General features: G+C 54.7%; 33 protein-coding genes. 2 read left to right on the forward strand and 31 right to left on the reverse strand.

The window, feature by feature from the left end; genetic code table 11:
- A partial coding sequence (locus tag G583_RS16795) for a hypothetical protein (protein WP_040895794.1) occupies positions 1 to 213 on the forward strand: 213 nt, incomplete at its 5' end.
- Between the two features lie 151 nt (positions 214 to 364).
- On the opposite strand, the gene G583_RS0111650 is transcribed toward G583_RS16795, so the two are convergent.
- Positions 365 to 1,279: a VOC family protein gene (locus tag G583_RS0111650; RefSeq protein ID WP_022871357.1), complete on the reverse strand. Its 915-nt coding sequence runs from the start codon at positions 1,277 to 1,279 to the stop codon at positions 365 to 367.
- A gap of 190 nt (positions 1,280 to 1,469) precedes the next feature.
- On the opposite strand from G583_RS0111650, the gene G583_RS15830 reads away from it, so the two are divergent.
- Positions 1,470 to 2,372 (forward strand): LysR family transcriptional regulator, encoded by a 903-nt coding sequence (locus tag G583_RS15830; protein ID WP_022871358.1) that lies wholly within the window; start codon positions 1,470 to 1,472, stop codon positions 2,370 to 2,372.
- Here G583_RS15830 and truA read toward each other — a convergent pair.
- The 30 genes from truA to rpsJ all read right to left on the reverse strand — a co-directional run bounded on the left by truA (position 2,350) and on the right by rpsJ (position 19,546).
- Positions 2,350 to 3,213: a tRNA pseudouridine(38-40) synthase TruA gene (gene truA, locus G583_RS0111660; protein ID WP_022871359.1), complete on the reverse strand. Its 864-nt coding sequence runs from the start codon at positions 3,211 to 3,213 to the stop codon at positions 2,350 to 2,352. The two genes, G583_RS15830 and truA, sit on opposite strands and share 23 nt — an antisense overlap.
- An 82-nt stretch (positions 3,214 to 3,295) precedes the next feature.
- Positions 3,296 to 3,814, reverse strand: a complete 519-nt coding sequence (gene rplQ, locus G583_RS15835) for a 50S ribosomal protein L17 (RefSeq protein WP_022871360.1) — start codon at positions 3,812 to 3,814, stop codon at positions 3,296 to 3,298.
- 60 nt (positions 3,815 to 3,874) lie between these two features.
- Entirely contained in the window at positions 3,875 to 4,867 is a 993-nt protein-coding gene (locus G583_RS0111670; RefSeq protein WP_022871361.1) for a DNA-directed RNA polymerase subunit alpha, read from the reverse strand.
- Positions 4,868 to 5,005: 138 nt separating this feature from the next.
- The gene (rpsK, locus tag G583_RS0111675) at positions 5,006 to 5,404 is read right to left on the reverse strand and encodes a 30S ribosomal protein S11 (protein WP_022871362.1); all 399 of its coding nucleotides are present in this window, start codon (positions 5,402 to 5,404) and stop codon (positions 5,006 to 5,008) included.
- Positions 5,405 to 5,461: 57 nt separating this feature from the next.
- Positions 5,462 to 5,830 carry a 30S ribosomal protein S13 gene (rpsM, locus tag G583_RS0111680; protein WP_022871363.1) on the reverse strand — a complete coding sequence of 123 codons (369 nt, stop codon included), beginning with the start codon at positions 5,828 to 5,830 and terminating at the stop codon, positions 5,462 to 5,464.
- Positions 5,831 to 6,052: 222 nt separating this feature from the next.
- Positions 6,053 to 6,166, reverse strand: a complete 114-nt coding sequence (gene rpmJ / locus G583_RS16655; protein ID WP_084677383.1) for a 50S ribosomal protein L36 — start codon at positions 6,164 to 6,166, stop codon at positions 6,053 to 6,055.
- 38 nt (positions 6,167 to 6,204) lie between these two features.
- On the reverse strand, positions 6,205 to 6,426 hold the full coding sequence (infA, locus tag G583_RS0111685; protein ID WP_029629545.1) for a translation initiation factor IF-1: 222 nt from the start codon (positions 6,424 to 6,426) through the stop codon (positions 6,205 to 6,207).
- A 198-nt stretch (positions 6,427 to 6,624) separates the two neighbouring features.
- Positions 6,625 to 7,449 (reverse strand): type I methionyl aminopeptidase, encoded by an 825-nt coding sequence (gene map / locus G583_RS0111690; RefSeq protein ID WP_022871365.1) that lies wholly within the window; start codon positions 7,447 to 7,449, stop codon positions 6,625 to 6,627.
- Positions 7,450 to 7,633: 184 nt separating this feature from the next.
- Positions 7,634 to 8,251: an adenylate kinase gene (locus G583_RS0111695; RefSeq protein WP_022871366.1), complete on the reverse strand. Its 618-nt coding sequence runs from the start codon at positions 8,249 to 8,251 to the stop codon at positions 7,634 to 7,636.
- A gap of 46 nt (positions 8,252 to 8,297) precedes the next feature.
- Positions 8,298 to 9,605 (reverse strand): preprotein translocase subunit SecY, encoded by a 1,308-nt coding sequence (gene secY / locus G583_RS0111700; protein WP_022871367.1) that lies wholly within the window; start codon positions 9,603 to 9,605, stop codon positions 8,298 to 8,300.
- A 191-nt stretch (positions 9,606 to 9,796) separates the two neighbouring features.
- Positions 9,797 to 10,258, reverse strand: coding sequence for a 50S ribosomal protein L15 (gene rplO / locus G583_RS0111705; protein ID WP_022871368.1), 462 nt, complete (start codon positions 10,256 to 10,258; stop codon positions 9,797 to 9,799).
- Positions 10,259 to 10,260: 2 nt separating this feature from the next.
- A complete protein-coding gene (rpmD, locus tag G583_RS0111710; protein ID WP_022871369.1) occupies positions 10,261 to 10,482 on the reverse strand; it encodes a 50S ribosomal protein L30 in 222 nt (73 codons plus the stop codon).
- 2 nt (positions 10,483 to 10,484) lie between these two features.
- The gene (gene rpsE, locus G583_RS0111715; RefSeq protein ID WP_022871370.1) at positions 10,485 to 11,213 is read right to left on the reverse strand and encodes a 30S ribosomal protein S5; all 729 of its coding nucleotides are present in this window, start codon (positions 11,211 to 11,213) and stop codon (positions 10,485 to 10,487) included.
- Positions 11,210 to 11,584 carry a 50S ribosomal protein L18 gene (gene rplR, locus G583_RS0111720; RefSeq protein ID WP_022871371.1) on the reverse strand — a complete coding sequence of 125 codons (375 nt, stop codon included), beginning with the start codon at positions 11,582 to 11,584 and terminating at the stop codon, positions 11,210 to 11,212. Before rplR ends, rpsE begins: the two co-directional genes overlap by 4 nt.
- Entirely contained in the window at positions 11,584 to 12,117 is a 534-nt protein-coding gene (gene rplF / locus G583_RS0111725; RefSeq protein ID WP_022871372.1) for a 50S ribosomal protein L6, read from the reverse strand. Before rplF ends, rplR begins: the two co-directional genes overlap by 1 nt.
- Positions 12,118 to 12,135: 18 nt before the next feature.
- The gene (rpsH, locus tag G583_RS0111730) at positions 12,136 to 12,534 is read right to left on the reverse strand and encodes a 30S ribosomal protein S8 (RefSeq protein WP_029629547.1); all 399 of its coding nucleotides are present in this window, start codon (positions 12,532 to 12,534) and stop codon (positions 12,136 to 12,138) included.
- A gap of 73 nt (positions 12,535 to 12,607) precedes the next feature.
- Complete coding sequence (rplE, locus tag G583_RS0111735) at positions 12,608 to 13,189, reverse strand: 50S ribosomal protein L5 (RefSeq protein WP_022871374.1); 582 nt, start codon at positions 13,187 to 13,189, stop codon at positions 12,608 to 12,610.
- Positions 13,189 to 13,530 (reverse strand): 50S ribosomal protein L24, encoded by a 342-nt coding sequence (gene rplX, locus G583_RS0111740; protein WP_022871375.1) that lies wholly within the window; start codon positions 13,528 to 13,530, stop codon positions 13,189 to 13,191. Before rplX ends, rplE begins: the two co-directional genes overlap by 1 nt.
- 3 nt (positions 13,531 to 13,533) lie before the next feature.
- Positions 13,534 to 13,902 carry a 50S ribosomal protein L14 gene (gene rplN, locus G583_RS0111745; RefSeq protein WP_022871376.1) on the reverse strand — a complete coding sequence of 123 codons (369 nt, stop codon included), beginning with the start codon at positions 13,900 to 13,902 and terminating at the stop codon, positions 13,534 to 13,536.
- Between the two features lie 396 nt (positions 13,903 to 14,298).
- A complete protein-coding gene (gene rpsQ, locus G583_RS0111750; protein ID WP_022871377.1) occupies positions 14,299 to 14,583 on the reverse strand; it encodes a 30S ribosomal protein S17 in 285 nt (94 codons plus the stop codon).
- A 17-nt stretch (positions 14,584 to 14,600) separates the two neighbouring features.
- A complete protein-coding gene (gene rpmC, locus G583_RS0111755) occupies positions 14,601 to 14,873 on the reverse strand; it encodes a 50S ribosomal protein L29 (RefSeq protein WP_029629548.1) in 273 nt (90 codons plus the stop codon).
- A 2-nt stretch (positions 14,874 to 14,875) separates the two neighbouring features.
- Positions 14,876 to 15,292 carry a 50S ribosomal protein L16 gene (gene rplP, locus G583_RS0111760; RefSeq protein WP_022871378.1) on the reverse strand — a complete coding sequence of 139 codons (417 nt, stop codon included), beginning with the start codon at positions 15,290 to 15,292 and terminating at the stop codon, positions 14,876 to 14,878.
- The gene (gene rpsC / locus G583_RS0111765; RefSeq protein ID WP_022871379.1) at positions 15,292 to 16,062 is read right to left on the reverse strand and encodes a 30S ribosomal protein S3; all 771 of its coding nucleotides are present in this window, start codon (positions 16,060 to 16,062) and stop codon (positions 15,292 to 15,294) included. The genes rplP and rpsC overlap by 1 nt, the downstream gene beginning before the upstream one ends.
- Complete coding sequence (gene rplV, locus G583_RS0111770; protein WP_022871380.1) at positions 16,063 to 16,434, reverse strand: 50S ribosomal protein L22; 372 nt, start codon at positions 16,432 to 16,434, stop codon at positions 16,063 to 16,065.
- A 34-nt stretch (positions 16,435 to 16,468) separates the two neighbouring features.
- Positions 16,469 to 16,747, reverse strand: coding sequence for a 30S ribosomal protein S19 (gene rpsS / locus G583_RS0111775; protein WP_022871381.1), 279 nt, complete (start codon positions 16,745 to 16,747; stop codon positions 16,469 to 16,471).
- A 13-nt stretch (positions 16,748 to 16,760) separates the two neighbouring features.
- Positions 16,761 to 17,600, reverse strand: a complete 840-nt coding sequence (gene rplB / locus G583_RS0111780; protein WP_022871382.1) for a 50S ribosomal protein L2 — start codon at positions 17,598 to 17,600, stop codon at positions 16,761 to 16,763.
- Between the two features lie 33 nt (positions 17,601 to 17,633).
- Positions 17,634 to 17,939 (reverse strand): 50S ribosomal protein L23, encoded by a 306-nt coding sequence (gene rplW, locus G583_RS0111785; protein ID WP_022871383.1) that lies wholly within the window; start codon positions 17,937 to 17,939, stop codon positions 17,634 to 17,636.
- An 11-nt stretch (positions 17,940 to 17,950) separates the two neighbouring features.
- Positions 17,951 to 18,559 carry a 50S ribosomal protein L4 gene (rplD, locus tag G583_RS0111790; RefSeq protein ID WP_022871384.1) on the reverse strand — a complete coding sequence of 203 codons (609 nt, stop codon included), beginning with the start codon at positions 18,557 to 18,559 and terminating at the stop codon, positions 17,951 to 17,953.
- 4 nt (positions 18,560 to 18,563) lie between these two features.
- Positions 18,564 to 19,214, reverse strand: coding sequence for a 50S ribosomal protein L3 (rplC, locus tag G583_RS0111795; RefSeq protein ID WP_022871385.1), 651 nt, complete (start codon positions 19,212 to 19,214; stop codon positions 18,564 to 18,566).
- A 23-nt stretch (positions 19,215 to 19,237) separates the two neighbouring features.
- The gene (rpsJ, locus tag G583_RS0111800) at positions 19,238 to 19,546 is read right to left on the reverse strand and encodes a 30S ribosomal protein S10 (RefSeq protein WP_022871386.1); all 309 of its coding nucleotides are present in this window, start codon (positions 19,544 to 19,546) and stop codon (positions 19,238 to 19,240) included.
- Between the last annotated feature and the right edge of the window lie 293 nt (positions 19,547 to 19,839).

Here is a 19,839-nt window from a genome sequence, read left to right on the forward strand (position 1 = left end):
TCCGGGATCCTGTCACAGCCCCAGCTTGATGAGTTAGAGGCCCTATATCGCAGTCTCAACCCCGCTCAACTGACCCGGCAGATCTTGACCTACCAGGACCGGTTGATGAGCCGGGCTAAAGATAAAACCCTGGCCATGGTCGCCAACATCGAAGACAAACAACACGCCCGCACCGCCCGCCAGAAAACTGGGGTCAAAACCAAAACCGCCTGACCCGGCCATTTCGCGCTCAAATACTGTGAGGCACAACAACCCGCTCACTTGAGCCTTGGCGCTCACGATCTATGAGGCACCACTTAGCGTTCGCGCTCACCTTGACATGAGGCACTCCGAACGGGACGAGACAAGGGTTCTTGTCTTGGATCTAGAAATCCTCAATGATCAACTTTTTCATGTTCATCATACGTTGGTGCGCATTCGGCCGTTGCAACAGTTCAGCAATATTATCAGGCACGATCTGCCACGACACCCCAAACTGGTCCTGACACCAGCCACAGACTTCGGCTTCCTCAACAGCCGACAGCTCCCTCCAGTACCGGTCGATCGTTGACTGATCCGCACAGGCAACCGCCAGGGATACGGCCTCGTTGAAGGTGAAGTCCTGGTCCACCCCGGCGTCCATGGCGACGAACCACTGTTGCGTCAGCTGGAAGTCGCTAAACATCACCGAACCGTCAGTCGCTGGCCCTACGGGTTCTGGGTAATAGACCCGCTGTCCAATGGTTGAGTCAGGAAATATCTGTGTCCAATGGTCAACTGCTTCAACCGCACGGTTTTGGTTGGGCCCGCCAAACATAAACGCCGGCATGATGAATGGTCGCGGGTCACCGGCGGGGTCGGTCAGGAGCAGTTGCCATGAAAAACCGTACCGATCTTGTACCCATCCGTAGTGCTCACTAAACGGATAGCGGTCCAACGGCATCAGTATTTCGCCGCCGTCGGCAAGTTTTACCCATAGCTCGTCAAGGTCTTGACGGGCAGCGGTGCTATCCGGGTAGTTCAGCGGGTCGAAGTTGAGCATGAAGGAAATCGAGGGGTTGGGCGAAAAACTCTCCTGTCCGGCATTCATCAGAGTGAGCGAGTAGCCCCGCAACGACAACTCAGCGGTTAAGAGTTTTCCAGCTAAGTGTTGTTGAAATTCGGGAAGGTCCGTGTCCGGGTAGTGCGCGGTCTCGATGAGCTCTGAGGCACCACCGAAGCTTGTGACATAGAATTCTGCAGCTTCTGCAGCGTTGCCGGGAAACCAGAGATTCGGGGTGATGGAAGCCGACTGTGCCATGCCTCCCACGCTGCCACCGAGCACCTTTCACCGTCTAGGCAATCGCATGAATGGTTCGTAAAATCCACACTGACGTGCATGAGTAGCTCAGGCTATGGTGAACAATACTGTCGTAGGGCGATCCGGCGTCAAGCGTGTCGGCTAGAGTTATCTTGATCGGCATGGCTTATGCGGATCAGAAGGATATATCGTGGAATTACGCCAACTCGAATATTTTATGGCTGTCGCAGAAGAATTGCACTTCGGCCGGGCAGCAGCACGTTTGCATATCTCTCAGCCACCCTTGACGGTCCATATTAAACGGCTCGAGGAGGAACTGGGTGTCTCGCTGTTTGATCGCACCTCGCGTCGAGTATCGTTGACCTCTGAAGGCGGACGTTTTCGCGATCTCATTCGTCCGATCCTGCAGGACCTCGATGAGGCTGTTGAGGATATCCGTGAGATCAAAGCTGGGCGACGCGGTCGAGTCCGTATCGGCTTCGTTTCGTCGGCCAGCTATGAACTTGTGCCAGCAGGGGTACGAGATGTTCGGCTACAGCATCCCGGCATCCAGCTCGATCTCCAACCCATGGCTACCGGGGAGCAAGTTGAGGCCCTGTTAGAAAATCGCTTAGACATCGGTGTCATGCGAGACGCTCCGCTGCAGGCCGGGTTGAAGTTCACCACCTTGCTCACCGAGCAGATGGTGGCCGTCTTACCGGCGAACCATGCGCTGGCGACTCGGCCAGAAATCGACCCCGAGGATCTCATTGAGGTGCCCTTGGTGCTATTCCCCTACCAGTCCATGCCGGGTTACGTCACCAACATCATGGAGATCTTCCACCCACTGGGCCATCCCCCGCGGATCGTGCAGCGCGCGATAAACCAGGAGAACGTGATGGGCTTGGTCGCTGCCGGTGTTGGGGCATCGATTCTGCCGGCTTCGTTTTCGTCGTTTTCGATTCCCGGTGTGGTGACCAAACCCATTTCTACTGGCCCCACGTCCCGCTTGGAATTGGTGACTGATCAGCAGCAGGTCACCGCTAATACCGCGGCGGTGGTTTCGGTCATTACCGATGCTGCTGAGCGGATCAGTCGCAAGGCAAACACGTAGGATCTCGCCTGGCCCGCGTTTGTTGTGCCCGTTGTTCTACTTCATCGTTGTTGGGGTAGGTCACCGTGTCGAGGATGAGTCCCAGTGCCGGGGCAAGCATCATGTGTGAATCTCGGACCGGGTTGGCTAGGCGGTCTTGTAACCAGCCGCATGGCCTGGTCCCATCTCCCACCTGGACCAGGGCCCCCACCAGCGCACGCACCATGTGGTGACAAAAGGCATCGGCGGCCAGCCATACGGTGGTGAGTTCTTGTGTCACGTCGAGGTCGAACCGGTGCAGTGTTCGCACCGTGGTTGCACCCGACCTGGGTTTACAGAATGACCCGAAGTCATAGAGTCCCTGAATATCAGCAATTTCTTCTGCCATGGCCTCAAAATTTAATGGTCTGCGGTGCTGATAGGTGAAATGTCGGGTCAGTGGATCCGGGGTGCCATTATTGATTCGATAGCGGTATTGGCGAGATAACGGAGAAAACCGTGCGTCAAAGCCTTCGGGCACAATCTGGGCAGACAGGATGCGAATCGCACCTGATTCACGGGCTAGCACACCATTGAGTTTGGAAACCAGGGCTTCTTCTGGCCGTCGTGTTGGCCGATTTCCCACGAGTCTTTGCCATGGTGTTTGTGGAATGTCGCAATGGATGACTTGGTTTGCCGCGTGGACCCCAGCGTCTGTGCGGCCTGCGACCGTTACGCTTAGGGGCTGCCGGAGGATGGTAGCAAGTCCGGTCTCGACGGCTTCCTGCACGGTTGGCAATCCCGGTTGTGTGGCCCAGCCGTGGTATGGCGTGCCGTCGTAGGCTAGGTCAATTCTGATGCGGTAGGTTGTCTGGTCATCCATGGTGTTCATAGTAGTCCCGTTAAATAGCTTCCGGCCCTACACCGTGGGGGTGGAGGGCCGGAATACTACGCGTAGCTACGACTTATTTGTCGTCCTCTTCAGTCTTTTCGGCTGATTCGGTGACTTCTTCAGTCTCTACGGTTTCTTCAGCTGTTTCGGCTGGTGCTTCGTCTGCAGCATGTCCGGCGACGCCTTCAGCTTCGCTGACGACGGCCTGTTTTGGTGAGACGGGCTCCATAACCAGTTCGATGACTGCCATTGGGGCGTTGTCACCGGAGCGGTTACCGATCTTGGTGATGCGGGTGTAGCCGCCTTCACGGTTTGCCATGGCTGGGCCGATGACGGTGAACAGTTCGTGCACAACAGATTTGTTGGTGCGCGAGTTCCCGGCGATGAGCCCCTGCACTTTACGACGAGCGGTCAGGTCACCCTGTTTTGCAAAGTTGACGAGACGCTCAGCGTATGGCTGGAGGCGCTTAGCCTTGGTCACCGTAGTTTTGATGGACTTGTGCTCGAACAGGCTCACCGACAGGTTAGCCAGCATGTGACGCTGGTGTGACGGTCCGCCACCCAGGCGCGGTCCTTTTGTTGGGGTAGGCATGAATACTCCTTGTATGATCTTCGGCTGTTAGAGCCGAAGCATCAGTGGTTCAAAATTGACTTACAGCCCGTACTCGTTTGACTCCTGGGAGTCAAAAGGCGATTCGAAGCTGCCAGGGCCGCCGTCTTTGAGGGACAGGCCCAGACCTACTAGCTTTTCCTTGACTTCGTCAATGGACTTTGCACCGAAGTTCCGGATGTCCATGAGGTCTGTTTCGGAACGAGCTACGAGTTCGCCAACGGTATTAATGCCTTCACGTTTGAGGCAGTTATAGGACCGTACGGTGAGTTCTAGGTCTTCTACAGGTAGTGCAAGGTCTGCTGCAACGGTTGTGTCGACCGGCGATGGGCCAACCTCGATGCCTTCGGCTTCGACGTTGAGTTCGCGGGCAAGACCGAAGAGTTCCACCAGGGTTGAACCAGCCGAGGCCAGGGCATCACGTGGTGCCATGGAAGGTTTGGTTTCAACGTCGATGGTGAGTTTATCGAAGTCGGTGCGCTGTTCCACACGGGTGGCATCGACTTTGAAGGTGACAACCATGACTGGTGAGTAGATCGAGTCAACCGGGATGCGGCCGATCTCGGCGTCTGGTGACTTGTTCTGTGCAGCGGTGACATACCCACGGCCTCGTTCGATGGTGAGTTCCATATCGAACTTACCTTTTTCGTTGAGGGTGGCGATGTGCTGGTCCGGATTGTGGACCTCTACACCTGCCGGTGGGGTGATATCTGCTGCAGTGACAACACCTGGACCCTGCTTGCGCAGGTAAGCAACTACTGGTTCGTCGTGGTGGGATGACACAGAGATTTGCTTGACGTTCAAGATGACTTCGGTGACGTCTTCTTTTACACCCTGAATGGTGGTGAACTCGTGCAGTACCTGGTCGATACGTACCGAGGTGACAGCAGCACCTGGGATCGATGACAGCAGGGTACGACGCAGTGAGTTACCCAGGGTGTAGCCGAAGCCCGGTTCTAGTGGTTCGATGACAAACCGGGAACGGGTTTCCGAAACGGGTTCTTCAGTCAACGTGGGGCGCTGTGCAATGAGCACTGACATTTCCTTTCGGCACGCTATCCGCCATTTGATGCGCGCAGTTGGGGGAAACGATGGAAATTAGTTTCTTAGGGTTTTCCACAACCGTTGTCGAACATGGCTGTCCTCCAACGGTTCTGGGGTGCTCAAAAAGCCTTAGACGCGACGACGCTTTGCCGGGCGTGCACCGTTGTGCGCAACCGGGGTGACGTCTTGGATGGACCCAACTTCGAGGCCTGCGGCCTGCAATGAGCGGATCGCGGTTTCGCGTCCAGATCCTGGACCCTTGACGAAGACGTCAACTTTGCGCATGCCGTGTTCCTGGGCGCGCTTAGCTGCATGTTCAGCCGCGGTTTGAGCAGCAAACGGGGTAGATTTACGGGAACCTTTGAAACCCATCTCTCCGGCTGATGCCCAGGAGATCACAGCACCGGTGGTATCTGTGATGGAAACGATGGTGTTATTGAAGGTTGATTTAATGTGGGCTTCGCCCTGAGTTACGTTCTTCTTGGAGCGACGTCCCTTACGAGGGGCCGCACCGCGTGCCTTTGCCATAGAATGCTCTCCTACAAAAAGCTTGGTTTATCAAATACTGAGTGGGACGGGAAGTCGTTACTTCTTGCGTCCAGCAACAGTCTTCTTCGGGCCCTTACGGGTACGTGCGTTATTTTTGGTGCGCTGTCCGCGGACTGGCAGACCACGACGGTGGCGCAGACCCTGGTAGGAACCAATTTCAACTTTGCGACGAATGTCTGCTGCAACTTCACGACGAAGATCGCCTTCGACCTGAAGGTTGCCCTCGATGTAGTCGCGCAGCTTCACCATTTCGTCATCCGAGAGATCTTTGACGCGGGTACTTGCGTCAATGCCGGTTGCGTCCAGAATCTGGACTGCGCGGCTGTTGCCAACACCATAAATGTAGGTGAGAGCGATGACGACACGCTTTTCACGTGGAATATCAACGCCTGCTAGACGTGCCATATGGCCGTTCTCCTGTTCTTTATGACAAAGGTCTTCAACAACACGTCCTTACCCGATAGTCGTTCTGCTGCGAAGAGCTGTGACGGATATGAAGAACTCGACACATCCATACACAATTCTCGTCAGCGGGTAAGTCTTCGGCCTTTGTCTTGTCCGAAGGTTGAGTCTTGAACTCTGTGTTGCTGTGGCCCGGTATTGGGCCAATGTCTTTCGCGTTAGGGCTTAGCCCTGACGCTGTTTGTGGCGTGGGTTAGAGCAGATCACCATGACGTGGCCATGGCGGCGAATAACCTTGCAGGCATCGCAGATCCGCTTCACGCTTGGCTGAACCTTCACAGGGTTCCTCCTTGAGCGTTCCAGAGGTGGATAGTTATTTATTTATAGCGGTAGACAATACGGCCTCGTTCGAGGTCGTATGGGCTAAGTTCAACCACCACACGGTCTTCAGGCAGGATGCGAATGTAGTGCTGACGCATTTTGCCCGAAATGGTGGCAAGTACGACGTGGTCGTTATCTAACCGGACCCGGAACATTGCGTTCGGCAATGCCTCAGAAACGGTTCCTTCAACTTCAATGACGCCTTCTTTTTTAGCCATGTCCTCCACAATCTGTTATCTTTCGCCGTCCAACTAGACCGCACAGCGATAGAGTCGAAAGCAAAAGCATGAGTGTATGCGCTGACTTCGGCCTTGACCGCAGATTATTGGGCACACCAAGAATCTTAAAGGCAGAAACAGCCAAGATACTATGTTAGCGCATCTTTGCAAATAATGCCAAGTAGTGTTGACAGTGACTTACTTTTGTGGGATTGGGACGGGTACGACACCGAAACGGGCCAGCTCGGCCGCTCCCCCATCAGGCGACGTAATCACCCAGATGCCCTCTTTGTGCCGTGCAACCGAGTGTTCCCATTGTGAGGCGTTGGCGCCGTCTACGGTTACAACGGTCCAATCATCGCTCAAAGTCTTAGTCGCGATATCACCGCGTACCAGCATCGGTTCGATTGCTAATACCATGCCAGCTTTAATCTTTGGCCCGCGCATACCTGATCGGTAGTTGAAGACATCGGGCGCTTGGTGCATGGCTGAACCAATGCCGTGACCAACATAGTCTTCGAGGATACCGAGGTGCGCACCGTCTTGAGCACGAACATAATCTTCGATTGCATTCCCGATTTCGCCCACATGTTTTGCCTTCGCATATGCGGCAATACCGGCCCACATGGCATCCTGGGTTACGGCGGACAGGCGTTGGTCTTCTAGACTCACGTTGCCCACAAGCACGGTGCGAGCTGAGTCCGAATGCCAGCCATCTATGATGGCACCGGCATCCACGGAGATAATGTCGCCGTCTTGTAGGACACGGTCGCCGGGGATGCCATGAACAACTTCGTCATTGACCGACGCACAGATGGTCGCGGGAAAGCCGTAGTAGCCCAGGAAGTTCGATGTGGCACCATTATCTGCCAGGACTTTGCGAAAGACCTGGTCTAAGTCGTTGGTGGTTGCTCCTGGCTTTGCCGCTTCCACGACGGCGTCTAAGCCTTGATGCAGGATGAGTCCTGCCTCGTGCATTTTTGCGATTTGGGCATTGGTTTTGAGTTCGATGTGACGTGACATATGTGGTGCTACCTTTATAACCCGTAGGTCACGCCGACTCCGAGGTTGGCTGCGACCAGCGATATTGAGCAGTTTTCCAGCGCAGTGTCGATCAGTGTGAGACCACCTGCTAGATGTGATCATTCTACGACCAACGAAAAACCGACCCACGGTTTGTGGATCGGTTTTCAGACGCTGTGATTAGTTATTTGTCATTGCGCGGCTTAACGGCTGGCAATGTTCCGGTGCGTGCCCGGATATTGTAGATCGTCTGCAGGAGCCGCTCGGTAATATCGTCGATTGCTCCGGTACCATCAACACGTCCGACGATGCCGAGGTCGATATACGCTTCAATAAGGTCGGAGGTCTCTTGATGGTAGAGCTCCAGACGACGCTTGATGACATCTTCGGTGTCGTCTGAGCGTCCTTCAGTTTCAGCGCGAGCTAGGAGTCGCTCGACGATCTCTTCATCTGGAACTTCAAGCACGAGCACTGCGGTAAGGGTTTCACCCTGTTCTTGCAGCATTTCGGACAGCGCTTCTACCTGGCCCGAGGTGCGTGGATAACCGTCGAGCAGGAAACCGTTCGAGACGTCGCTCCGGTTCAATCGGTCAGCCACCATACGGTTGGTGACATCGTCCGGTACGAAGTTTCCGGAGTCAATGTAGGTCTTTGCTTCTTTGCCAAGCTCTGTGAGCTCTTTGACGTTATACCGGAAGATGTCGCCAGTGGAGATAGCTGGGATAGCCATCTTGTCGGCAATGCGCACTGCTTGCGTACCCTTACCCGACCCTGGAGGGCCCATGATGAGCAAACGAGTCATAATTTGTCCTGTCCTTGCTAGGGAAACATGTGGTTCTGAAAACAGCTTACCGGAGCAAACCTTCGTAATGACGCTGTTCCATCTGTGCGTCGATCTGTTTGATGGTGTTCAATGCGACACCAACCATAATCAGAATTGAGGTACCGCCGAATGGGAAGTTCTCATCGGCACCAATCAGTACGAACGCGATCAGCGGGAGCATTGCGATCATGCCGAGGTACAGGGCGCCCACAAAGGTGACGCGCGAGATGACGTATTCGAGGTACTGGACGGTCGGACGTCCTGCACGAACACCTGGAATAAATCCGCCCTGGCGTTTCATGTTATCTGACACATCTTGTGGGTTGAAAGTAATCGTCACGTAGAAGTATGTGAAGAAGATGGTCATGAGGAAGAAAGTGGCCATGTAAATCGGATGTGACCCGCTACCGAAGTACTGCTGCAGGAACACAACCCATCCGGCTGGTTCCGACCCGTCTGTTGGCATGTTGAACTGGATCAGAATCTGGGGCAGCATCAAAATCGAGGATGCGAAAATTACTGGTATGACCCCGGCCATGTTGACCTTGATTGGAATATAGGTCGTCGTTGATCCGACGGTGCGTCGTCCAATCTGGCGACGAGCGTACTGGACTGGCACGCGACGCTGGGAATCTTCCACGAATACGATCAGCATCATCACCGCGATACCGATGACCATGACCAGCGCGAAGGTGCGCCAGCCCTGGGTCTGCCAGATGGCTCCTAGTCCAGCCGGGAAACCCGCTGCGATGGATACGAAGATCATCAGCGACATGCCGTTGCCGACGCCGCGTTCGGTGATCTGTTCACCCATCCACATGATGACGATGGCTCCCATTGCCAGGGTCATCACAAGCAGCAGGGTGGCCCAGATGCCACTATCGTTGAGCAGGGACTGGTTACAGTTCAACAATGCGCCAGAACGTGCCAGCGTCGCAATCGTTGTTGCGTTGAGGAGCGCGAGCCCGACGGTGAGATATCGTGTGTACTGGGTCAGCCGAGCTTGACCCTCGGGTCCCTCTTTTTGCAGACGCTCAAATGCTGGAATCACGACGCGCAGCAACTGCGTGATAATGGCCGCGGTAATGTACGGCATGATGCCGAGTGCAAAGATGGAGACTTGGAGTAGCGCCCCACCTGAGAACATGTTGACGAACGAGTACAGGCCCCCGGAGGTATCTCCTTGAGCCAAACACATCTGGACGTTACCGTAGTCGACACTGGGCGCCGGAATGAATACACCGATGCGGTAAATCGTGATGATACCAAGTGTAAACAGGATCTTGGTCCGCAGATCTGGGGTCTTAATAACCCTGGCTATCGCGCTGAACAAGTGTCCTCCTGAAAGTAGTGCTGAGCGCACTTTGATGGATCCGGTGAACACCAGATCGTTTGTACACACTCGCGCCTATTCTAGGCACGAGTAGAATTCTAACGTTAAAACCTGCGGCCCTCGACCTGTGACGAGACTCGTCAGAGATCGAGGGCCGCAGTCAGATAACACCGCCATATTAGTGGAGAGTGTTATGCACTGGTTGTAGATCCTCCGGCAGCAGCGATCTTCTCGACTGCAGACTTGGAGAATGCATCAGCGGTAACGTTTACAGCTACCGAGATGTCGCCGGTGCCCAGCACCTTGACCGGCTGGTTCTTGCGAACCAAGCCTTTTTCCACGAGTGCGTCGACGGTGACGTCGCCGCCTTCTGGGAAAGCCTCGGACAGCTTGGCCAGGTTGACAACCTGGAAAGTGACCTTGGCTGGGTTACGGAAGCCGCGCAGTTTTGGAAGGCGCATGTGCAGCGGTAGCTGTCCACCTTCGAAGCCTGCTGGCACGGTGTTACGAGCACGCGTACCTTTGGTACCGCGGGTCGCGGTTTTACCGCCCTTACCCGATTCACCACGACCATAGCGCAGCTTGGACTTGTTAGAGCCTTTTGCTGGGCGTAGGTCGTGAAGTTTGATGGCGTCTTGTTGTTCTTCAGCCATTACTAGACCTCCTCGACCTTTACCAGGTGGGACACGGCGTTGACCATGCCCACGGTGACGGCGTCGGCCGAACGGGTAACGGAATTACCGATACCTTTCAGACCGAGTGACCGTAGGGTTTCACGATGCTGTGGTTTACGTCCGATTGCCGAGCGCACCTGGGTGATGGTTAGGTTTGCTGCGGATGGGGAAATGTTTTTCGGTGTCGAATCGAAGTTAGACATTCCTATGCACCTGCCTTTTCTTCGGCACGCTTGGCGCGGTCTTCAGCGATCGTACGCAGCATGTAGCTTGGCGCAACTTCATCAACTGGGAGTCCACGACGAGCAGCGACCTCTTCTGGGCCCTCTAGCTGACGCAGAGCTTCGACGGTTGCACGCACAATGTTGATGGCGTTTGCCGAACCCATGGATTTAGACAGTACGTCATGGATACCTGCTGCTTCAAGTACCGCACGTACCGGACCACCGGCGATAACACCGGTACCAGCTGACGCTGGGCGCAAGAGTACAACACCAGCGGCATCTTCACCCTGTGACAGGTGAGGAATGGTGGTGCCAACCATTGGAACGCGGAAGAAGTTCTTCTTGGCTTCTTCTACACCCTTAGCAATGGCTGCTGGTACTTCTTTTGCTTTACCGTAGCCAACGCCAACCATGCCGTCGCCATCGCCGACAACGACGAGTGCGGTAAAGGCGAAACGACGTCCACCCTTGACCACTTTGGCAACACGGTTGATCTGTACAACGCGCTCCAAGAACTGATCGCGGTTGTCATCGCGGCCACCTTTACGTGAACCACGATCACCGCGGTCAGAACGCTGGCCACGACCTGATCGGCCGCCACGTTCTTGACGTTCGGTGCTCTGGCTTTCGGAGCCTGATGAGGTCTCCGATACAGACTCTTGAGTTGTTTCGGTTACCGTAGTGTCTTTTTCGTTATTTGCTTCGGTCACAGCTGCAGTCCACCTTCCCGTGCGCCGTCAGCAACAGCGGCTATACGACCGTGGTATCGGTGACCTGCGCGGTCGAAGACCACCTGAGTCACGCCAGCGTCGTCTGCGCGCTGCGCGATGATTTCGCCTACTTTGCGGGCTTTTTCCGTTTTCTCGGCATCCAGTGCTCGCAGGTCAGCTTCCATAGTGGATGCTGAAACCAGGGTGACACCGGCTTCGTCGTCGATGACTTGAGCAAAGATGTGACGCGCCGAACGGTTCACTACCAGACGCGGACGTACCGCGGTGCCGTGAATCCGTTTGCGGACACGAGAGTGACGGCGACGGCGGGCAGCGCTTTTGCCTTTGCCTTTGATACTGACAGTTGACATTACTTACCTGCCTTTCCGGCCTTGCGGCGGATGGTCTCACCCTCGTAGCGAATACCTTTGGCCTTGTAAGGTTCGGTAATACGCAACTTACGGATGTTGGCGGCTGTTTCGCCGACCAGTTGTTTGTCGATACCCGAGACGGTCACGGTGTTGCCTTCAATGGCGAACGTGATGCCCTCTGGGGCGGCGACGTCGATGCTGTGCGAGAAGCCCAGCTGCAATTCGATGTCATTGCCCTTTGCAACTACGCGGTAACCCGTACCGTGCAATTCCAATTTTTTGGAGTAACCCTCGGTTACACCGACGATCATGTTGTTGATCAGGGTACGCGTCAGACCATGCAGTGAACGTGATTCGCGTTCCTCGTCTGGGCGCATGACAGTAATAATGTTCTCTTCAAGCTTGGCTTCAATCGGGCCGTCAATTGACATGCCCAGCTCACCTTTGGGTCCTTTGACGGACACATCGGAGCCGTTGATTGCAACTTCAACGCCGGAAGGTACGGTGATCGGAAGCTTTCCAATACGTGACATTGTTTTCCTTCCTTTCCGTTACCAGACGTAGGCGAGGACTTCCCCACCTACACCTTTGGAAGCTGCTTGACGGTCGGTCAGCAGGCCTGACGAGGTCGACAGGATGGCGATGCCCAATCCACCCAGCACATGTGGCAGGTTGTTGGATTTGGCGTATACGCGCAAGCCTGGTTTAGAGATGCGGCGTAGACCAGCAATGGAACGTTGACGCTGTGGACCGAACTTCAGGTCCATGACGAGGTTTTTACCTACGCGTGCGTCTTCTTCTTTCCAGTCGGTGATGTAGCCTTCGTTTTTCAGGATCTCGGCGACACCGGTCTTCAATTTTGAAGACGGCATGGTCACGACATCGTGATGCGCCGAGTTGGCGTTGCGCAGACGAGTTAACATGTCTGCGACTGGGTCGGTCATACTCATATGTGGCTTTTGCCTTTTCTCGTTGTGGTTTCCTGAGTCGGTACACCGAAACAGGACCTATAACGTAGTTGGATTACTGGTCTGCCTTGAACGGGAAGCCCAGAGCGCGCAATAGCGCGCGGCCTTCTTCGTCGTTTTTTGCGGAGGTGACGACGGTGATATCCATACCGCGTACGCGATCAATTTTGTCTTGATCGATTTCGTGGAATACGGACTGTTCGGACAGACCGAAGGTGTAGTTGCCGTTGCCATCGAACTGGCGTGGGCTGAGGCCTCGGAAGTCACGAATACGTGGCAATGCGAAGGTCACCAGGCGATCCAAGAATTCCCACATGCGGTCGCCACGCATAGTAACGTGCGCACCAATTGGCATTCCTTCACGCAGTTTGAACTGTGCGATGGATTTCTTGGCTCGGGTTACCTGCGGTTTCTGACCGGAGATCTGTGTCAGGTCTGCGATGGCACCGTTAATGACCTTCGAGTCACGTGCGGCTTCACCGACACCCATGTTGACGACGATCTTTACCAGACCTGGAATCTGCATAACGTTCGAGTATTCGAAGTCTTTTTGCAGTTCTGCTTTAATTTCGTCCTGGTATTTGGTCTTCAGACGAGGTGTGACCTTTGGGGCTGCGTTTTCAGATACCTGGGTCATTACAGCTCCTTTCCAGAGGCCTTGGCAAAGCGGACCTTTACGGTCTTGGTTTCGCCATCTACTTCGACTTCTTCAAAACGGTAACCAACGCGAGTCGGTTTTTCAGTTTCAGGATCAACGACTGCGACGTTGGAGATGTGCAGCATAGCTTCTTGAACTACGAGTCCACCTTCTGTCGAGCCGTCTGGGCCCTGTCCAGCGCGCACGTGCTTGGTGACACGGTTGACGCCTTCTACCAGTACCCGGTCTTCTTTAGGAAGTACGCGCAGGACTTTGCCCTGTTTGCCGCGGTCTTTACCTGAAATAACCTGTACGAGATCATCTTTTTTGATCTTAGCCATGGGTTAAATCACCTCCGGTGCCAGCGAAACGATACGCATGAACTGCTTGTCACGTAGCTCACGGGCCACAGGGCCGAAGATACGAGTTCCGCGCGGTTCGTTATCCTGACGGAGGATGACGGCTGCGTTTTCGTCGAATTTGATGTAGGAGCCATCTGGACGGCGCACTGATTTCTTAGCACGCACGACAACTGCCTTGACGACGTCGCCCTTTTTGACGGCACCGCCTGGAATGGCGTCTTTTACGGTAGCGACGATGACGTCGCCGATTGATGCATAGCGGCGTCCAGAGCCACCGAGGACACGGATGGTGAGAATTTCCTTCGCACCGGTGTTGTCGGCAACTTTGAGCCGCGATTCTTGTTGAATCACTTGCTTACTCCTGCTTGTCTCGCTGGTTCTCGTCCCTCGGTTGGGCCGAGCCTTGCGGAACGGTCATGGAAATAGTCTTGCTGTGCTTACCCCCGACTAGGTGAGACGTATGTGGTCGACCTACACACAGAGGCAAGTCGTCACACAGTGCTTTTGAGCCGGGGCCGAGGCACGTTTGTGCAAGATGTTGTGCTTACTCTTCGTCAGATGCTCAGTGGATGGCCGAGCTATGAAAAGGGCACAGCTACAACAGCATACCCCAATGGTCATAGTTTTGAAAAATCGCAACCGACAGGGCAACAGTCATGGGATAGCGGTTACACCATCTGTTAAACACGCCATCCGCACCAGTTGCCTGATGCGGATGATGTGTACGTATTTACGTGAGCGTGTCGCTTACTTGGCGCGTTCGACGATTTGTGTCAGACGCCAGTTTTTCGACTTCGACAACGGACGGGTCTCAGCTAGACGAACACTGTCGCCGATGCCGGCGGAGTTTTCCTCGTCGTGTGCTTTGACTCGTTTGGTCCGACGCATGATTTTGCCGTACAGAGCGTGCTGTTTGAAGTATTCGATTTCGACGACGATGGTTTTGTCCATCTTGTCGGAAACGACTACTCCGCGCAAAGTTTTGCGGTAGTTACGATCTGGTGCGGCTGCGGTGTCAACAGACTCAGTCACTGTGTTTCCTCCTCAGCCTACTTGCGGCTTTTCTTTTTGTCTTTGATGTCTTCTTCGCTGGCTTCGGTCTCTTCGCGGATACCAAGTTCGCGTTCGCGCAGCACGGTCATAATACGTGCGATGTCGCGTTTGACGACTTTGATACGACCGGTGTTTTCAATCTGACCGGTTGCCGCTTGGAAGCGCAGGTTGAATAACTCGGCTTTGGCTTTGTCGAGTTCTTCACGCAGACGAGCGTTGTCGTAACCGTCCAAAGCATCTGTGGATAGTTCAGGTGTACCCAATGCCATGTTTATTCACCACCCTCTCGGCGTACAATGCGAGCCTTGAGTGGCAGCTTGTGTGCGGCCAGGCGAAGGGCTTCGCGTGCAACTTCATCACTAACGCCGGAGAGTTCGAACATGACGCGGCCGGGCTTGATGTTGGCTACCCAGAACTCTGGTGAGCCTTTACCGGAACCCATGCGAACTTCGGCTGGTTTCTTTGTCAATGGACGATCTGGGAAAATGTTGATCCAGACGTGGCCGCCACGTTTGATGTAACGAGTCATCGCGATACGAGCTGCCTCGATCTGACGGTTCGTGACATATGCGCGACCGGTTGCCTGTAGTCCCCATTCACCGAACGATACTTCAGTGCCGCCTTTGGCCATACCTTTACGACCTGGACGGTGCTGTTTACGGTATTTTACTCGACGTGGGATAAGCATTAGGCGTTGCCTCCTTGAGCGCCTGAGCGTGCGCCCTGCTGGGCGCCACCGCGACGACGGCGTGGACCACCACGACCACCGCGGCCACCACGGCCGGATGGCTGAGCTGCTTCTTGAGCTGCCAATTCTTTATCGGTGAAGTCGCCCTTGTAAACCCATACCTTGACGCCGATGCGTCCGAATGTGGTTTTGGCTTCGAACTGTCCGAAGTCGATGTTGGCACGCAAGGTGTGCAGCGGTACACGACCTTCACGGTAGAACTCGGTACGGCCCATGTCGGCACCGCCCAGTCGGCCGGATACCTGAATACGGATACCCTCTGCGCCACCGCGCATTGCTGACTGGATGGAACGACGCATTGCGCGGCGGAATGCCACACGTGCGGTGAGCTGTTCGGCAACACCTTGTGCTACCAGCTGTGCATCGAGTTCTGGTTTCTTAACTTCTAGGATGTTGAGCTGAATCTGCTTTCCCGTGAGTTTTTCGAGTTCACGGCGAATGCGATCAGCTTCCGCACCACGGCGACCGATGACGATACCAGGGCGAGCAGTGTGTACGTCTACGCGGACACGATCGCGGGTACGTTCGATCTCAACTTTGGAAATACCGGCACGTTCCATGCCATCCTGCAGCAGGCTGCGGATATGCACGTCTTCTTTGACGAAGTCCTTGTAACGCTGGCCAGCAACGCTGGAATCAGCGAACCAACGGGAAACGTGATCTTTGGTAATGCCGAGGCGGAATCCGTGTGGGTGAATCTTCTGACCCATTTAGTTGGTCCCACCTTTCTGATCTTCATCGATTGCAACGACCACGGTTACGTGGCTGGTGCGTTTGTTGATTTGGAAGGCACGTCCTTGAGCGCGTGGTTGAAAGCGCTTCATGGTTGGTCCCTCGTCAACGAAGGCTTCACTGACGAACAGTTCTTCTTCGTTGAAGGCCAGTCCTTCACGATCGGCTTTGTCCCGTGCGTTGGATACTGCGGATGCGAGTACCTTGTAGACGGGTTCTGAAGCGCCCTGCTGGGCGAACTTCAAAATGGCCAGGGCTTCATTCGCTTGCTTACCACGAACAAGGTCGACGACGCGCCGGGCCTTCATTGGCGTAACACGCAAGTAGCGTGCAATTGCCTTGGCTTCCATTGCTTAATCCTCTCTTACGATCAGCCAACCGCTATTAGCGGCGGCCTCTCTGGTCGTCCTTGGAGTGGCCGCGGAAGGTACGCGTTTGCGCGAATTCTCCCAGTTTATGTCCGACCATGGATTCAGTGATGAATACCGGCACGTGCTTGCGACCATCATGGACAGCGATGGTGTGACCCAGCATGTCCGGAATGATCATCGAGCGACGAGACCAAGTGCGGATAACGTTTTTGGAGCCCTTTTCGTTCTCAGCAAGAACCTTCAGGTACAAGTGCTGATCTACGTAGGGGCCCTTCTTCAGGCTGCGTGGCATCTGAGATCAGCTCCTATCGATTCTTCTTGCTTTTCGGACGACGACGCACGATGTACTGGTCGCTGGCCTTCTTAGGACGGCGTGTACGGCCTTCCTTCTTGCCGTTCGGGTTGGACGGGTGACGTCCACCTGATGTACGACCTTCGCCACCACCGTGTGGGTGATCCACAGGGTTCATGGCGGCACCGCGGGTCTGCGGACGGACGCCTTTCCAGCGCATACGGCCAGCTTTACCCCAGGAAATGTTGATTTGTTCGGCGTTGCCGACTTCACCAACGGTGGCGCGGCAACGGATATCAACGTTGCGGATTTCGCCGGATGGGAGACGTAGCTGTGCGTACTTACCTTCACGAGCAACGAGCTGGATTGAAGCTCCAGCTGAACGTGCCATCTTTGCGCCGCCGCCTGGACGGAGTTCCACAGCGTGGATCACGGTACCCAGTGGCATGTTGCGCAGTGGCAGGTTGTTGCCTGGTTTGATGTCGGCGTTTGGGCCAGACTCCACCATGTCACCTTGCTTCAGACGAGCAGGTGCCAAGATGTAGCGCTTAGCTCCATCGACATAGTGCAACAGTGCAATGTTGGCAGTACGGTTCGGGTCGTATTCAATTTCTGCGACCTTGGCCTGGATGCCATCTTTGTCGTGACGACGGAAATCGACCAAGCGGTATTGACGCTTGTGTCCGCCACCACGGTGACGTGATGTGATGCGTCCGAGGTTGTTGCGACCGCCGCTCTTAGAGAGTGGACGTAGCAACGACTTTTCAGGCGCATTTCGAGTTATTTGTTGAAAGTCGGATACCGACGAGCCACGTTGGCCCGGTGTAACCGGCTTATGTTTACGAATTGCCATAGTTATATTCCTCGATTAAGTGGTCTCCGGCCCTTACAGAACCGGACCTCCGAAGATGTCGATGGAACCTTCCTTCAGAGTGACGACCGCACGCTTGATTGAGTTGCGCTGGCCGTATCCGAAACGGGTACGCTGACGCTTACCCTCACGGTTCATGGTGTTGACTGAAGCCACTTTGACGTCGAAAATCTTTTCGATAGCCAGCTTGATTTCAGACTTGTTGGAACGCGGATCAACGACGAAAGTGTAACGTCCTTCGTCCATATCCGAGTAGCTCTTTTCGCTCACGACGGGAGCAATGATCACGTCGCGCGGATTCTTATCAATGTTGGTGCTCATGTGGTCTCCTTTTACTTCGCGCTTGCAGCGGCCACGAAGGCGTCGTATGCAGGCTTGGTAAAGACCACGTCATCAGCCTTCAACACGTCGTAGGTGTTGAGCTGATCAGCATACAGGGTGTGAACATGCTGCAGGTTACGAGTTGACAGCGCAGCGACGTCGTCGGAACGTTCGATGACAACTAGGAAGTTGCGACGTTCGTTCTGGACTTCAGCCAGTGCAGTCTTTGCAGCTTTTGTTGACGGGGTATCCTGTGCCACAAGTGACTCGATGACATGGATGCGTCCGTTACGGGCACGGTCAGACAGTGCACCGCGCAAAGCTGCGGACTTCATTTTCTTAGGTGTACGCTGCGAGTAATCGCGCGGTTGTGGACCGTGGGCAATACCGCCACCAGTCATCTGAGGTTCGCGGATGGAACCCTGACGTGCGCGACCGGTACCTTTTTGACGAAACGGTTTACGTCCACCACCAGAAACCTCAGAACGGGTTTTGGTCGAGTGCGTCCCTTGGCGTGCAGCAGCAAGCTGTGCGTTGACAACTTGGTGCATCAAAGCGACGTTTGATTCGACGTCAAAGAGCTCTGCTGGTAGATCCACCGATACTTTCTTGACAGCCATGGAGTTAGGCTCCCTTCACTGCATCGCGAACCAACACAACACGGCCGCGAGGACCAGGTACTGCACCTTTGATGAGCAGCAAGTTGTTCTCTACATCGATGCCGTGCAGAGTGAGGTTCTGGGTGGTTGTTTTGACGTTGCCCATACGGCCTGGAAGTTTCTTGCCTTTGAAAACACGGCCTGGAGTGGCAGCGCCACCAACAGAACCCGGTTTACGGTGGTTCTTCTTCTGACCGTGAGATGCGCCTGCGCCGCCGAAGTTGTGACGCTTCATGGCACCGGCGAAGCCCTTACCCTTGGAGTTCGCGGTGACGTCAATGAGCTGTCCTGCTTCGAACTGCTCAACGGTCAGGTCCTGGCCGAGGGTGTAGTCGACTACGTCGGAGGTACGGATCTCGACGACGTGACGACGCGGTGTAACACCGGCTTTGTCGAAGTGTCCGACCAATGGTTTGGAGACCTTACGAGGGTCAATTGCACCGTATGCAATCTGGATGGCAGAGTAGCCATCTACTTCGTCGTTACGAAGCTGGGTCACTACGTTCGGCTCAGCCTGAACCACAGTCACGGGAATGAGGTTGTTGTTCTCGTCCCATACCTGGGTCATGCCGAGCTTCGTGCCCATGAGTCCCTTGATTTTTGGGGATATGGTCATAGTTCTCTCAGCACCTCCCTAGTTTAGAGTTTGATTTCAATGTTGACGTCCGCTGGCAGGTCGAGGCGCATAAGCGAGTCAACAGCCTTCGGAGTCGGGTCTACGATGTCGATAAGACGCTTGTGAGTACGCATTTCGAAGTGCTCACGGCTGTCTTTGTATTTGTGCGGAGAACGGATCACGGCGAACACATTCTTCTCAGTAGGTAGTGGAACCGGGCCTACTACCTGTGCGCCTGCGCGTGTGACCGTATCAACGATCTTCCGCGCTGAAGTGTCGATCACTTCGTGATCGTATGACTTCAGCCGGATGCGGATTTTCTGTCCCGCCATGGCGTCTGCCTCATTTCCGTACTAGTTGAGTACCTGTCCCTGTGTACATGACTACAGCAATTGCTGTCGCATGCTTTTGTTTTTGCTCATATGGTCGAATCCGTATACCGGGTTCCTCGGCCCTATGAGACCATCAAGTTTTTGCTCGCCAGACACTGCGTCATACACTGTCTGGGAAAGTTGACGTCTGCTCAAGAAGTAACGCCCTGGAACCAACTACTGCTGGCATTCCAGGCACAGCTGTTTTGAGCAACCTGTCCATTATGACAGAAAATTGTGTGTATTGCGAATTC

It is taken from the genome of Yaniella halotolerans DSM 15476, assembly GCF_000420805.1.
GTDB lineage: Bacteria > Actinomycetota > Actinomycetes > Actinomycetales > Micrococcaceae > Yaniella > Yaniella halotolerans.

Excerpts from the sequence above, each read along its gene's own strand:
- rplO (WP_022871368.1), bottom strand. The coding sequence starts at position 10,258 with ATGGCTGAAGAACAACAAGACGCCATCAAACTTCACGACCTACGCCCA.
- rplX (WP_022871375.1), bottom strand. The coding sequence starts at position 13,530 with ATGGCTAAGATCAAAAAAGATGATCTCGTACAGGTTATTTCAGGTAAA.
- rpsM (WP_022871363.1), bottom strand. The coding sequence starts at position 5,830 with ATGGCACGTCTAGCAGGCGTTGATATTCCACGTGAAAAGCGTGTCGTC.
- G583_RS0111650 (WP_022871357.1), bottom strand. The coding sequence starts at position 1,279 with ATGGCACAGTCGGCTTCCATCACCCCGAATCTCTGGTTTCCCGGCAAC.
- rpsC (WP_022871379.1), bottom strand. The coding sequence starts at position 16,062 with ATGGGTCAGAAGATTCACCCACACGGATTCCGCCTCGGCATTACCAAA.
- rplP (WP_022871378.1), bottom strand. The coding sequence starts at position 15,292 with ATGCTTATCCCACGTCGAGTAAAATACCGTAAACAGCACCGTCCAGGT.
- rplE (WP_022871374.1), bottom strand. The coding sequence starts at position 13,189 with ATGACCCAGGTATCTGAAAACGCAGCCCCAAAGGTCACACCTCGTCTG.
- rpsH (WP_029629547.1), bottom strand. The coding sequence starts at position 12,534 with ATGAGTATGACCGACCCAGTCGCAGACATGTTAACTCGTCTGCGCAAC.
- rplV (WP_022871380.1), bottom strand. The coding sequence starts at position 16,434 with ATGGAAGCCAAGGCAATTGCACGCTACTTGCGTGTTACGCCAATGAAG.
- rpsS (WP_022871381.1), bottom strand. The coding sequence starts at position 16,747 with ATGCCACGCAGCCTGAAGAAGGGCCCCTACGTAGATCAGCACTTGTAC.
- rplQ (WP_022871360.1), bottom strand. The coding sequence starts at position 3,814 with ATGCCTACCCCAACAAAAGGACCGCGCCTGGGTGGCGGACCGTCACAC.
- map (WP_022871365.1), bottom strand. The coding sequence starts at position 7,449 with ATGTCACGTCACATCGAACTCAAAACCAATGCCCAAATCGCAAAAATG.
- G583_RS0111695 (WP_022871366.1), bottom strand. The coding sequence starts at position 8,251 with ATGACTCGTTTGCTCATCATGGGCCCTCCAGGGTCGGGTAAGGGTACG.
- rpmD (WP_022871369.1), bottom strand. The coding sequence starts at position 10,482 with ATGTCTAACTTCGATTCGACACCGAAAAACATTTCCCCATCCGCAGCA.
- rplW (WP_022871383.1), bottom strand. The coding sequence starts at position 17,939 with ATGAGCACCAACATTGATAAGAATCCGCGCGACGTGATCATTGCTCCC.
- truA (WP_022871359.1), bottom strand. The coding sequence starts at position 3,213 with ATGGATGACCAGACAACCTACCGCATCAGAATTGACCTAGCCTACGAC.
- rplF (WP_022871372.1), bottom strand. The coding sequence starts at position 12,117 with ATGTCACGTATTGGAAAGCTTCCGATCACCGTACCTTCCGGCGTTGAA.
- rplD (WP_022871384.1), bottom strand. The coding sequence starts at position 18,559 with ATGGCTGTCAAGAAAGTATCGGTGGATCTACCAGCAGAGCTCTTTGAC.
- rplR (WP_022871371.1), bottom strand. The coding sequence starts at position 11,584 with ATGTCAACTGTCAGTATCAAAGGCAAAGGCAAAAGCGCTGCCCGCCGT.
- rpsJ (WP_022871386.1), bottom strand. The coding sequence starts at position 19,546 with ATGGCGGGACAGAAAATCCGCATCCGGCTGAAGTCATACGATCACGAA.
- rpmC (WP_029629548.1), bottom strand. The coding sequence starts at position 14,873 with ATGGCATTGGGTACACCTGAACTATCCACAGATGCTTTGGACGGTTAC.
- rpsK (WP_022871362.1), bottom strand. The coding sequence starts at position 5,404 with ATGGCAAAGGCACGCGGTGCGGCCCCTCGTAAGGGACGTCGCTCCAAG.
- rplB (WP_022871382.1), bottom strand. The coding sequence starts at position 17,600 with ATGGCAATTCGTAAACATAAGCCGGTTACACCGGGCCAACGTGGCTCG.
- rplC (WP_022871385.1), bottom strand. The coding sequence starts at position 19,214 with ATGACCATATCCCCAAAAATCAAGGGACTCATGGGCACGAAGCTCGGC.
- infA (WP_029629545.1), bottom strand. The coding sequence starts at position 6,426 with ATGGCTAAAAAAGAAGGCGTCATTGAAGTTGAAGGAACCGTTTCTGAG.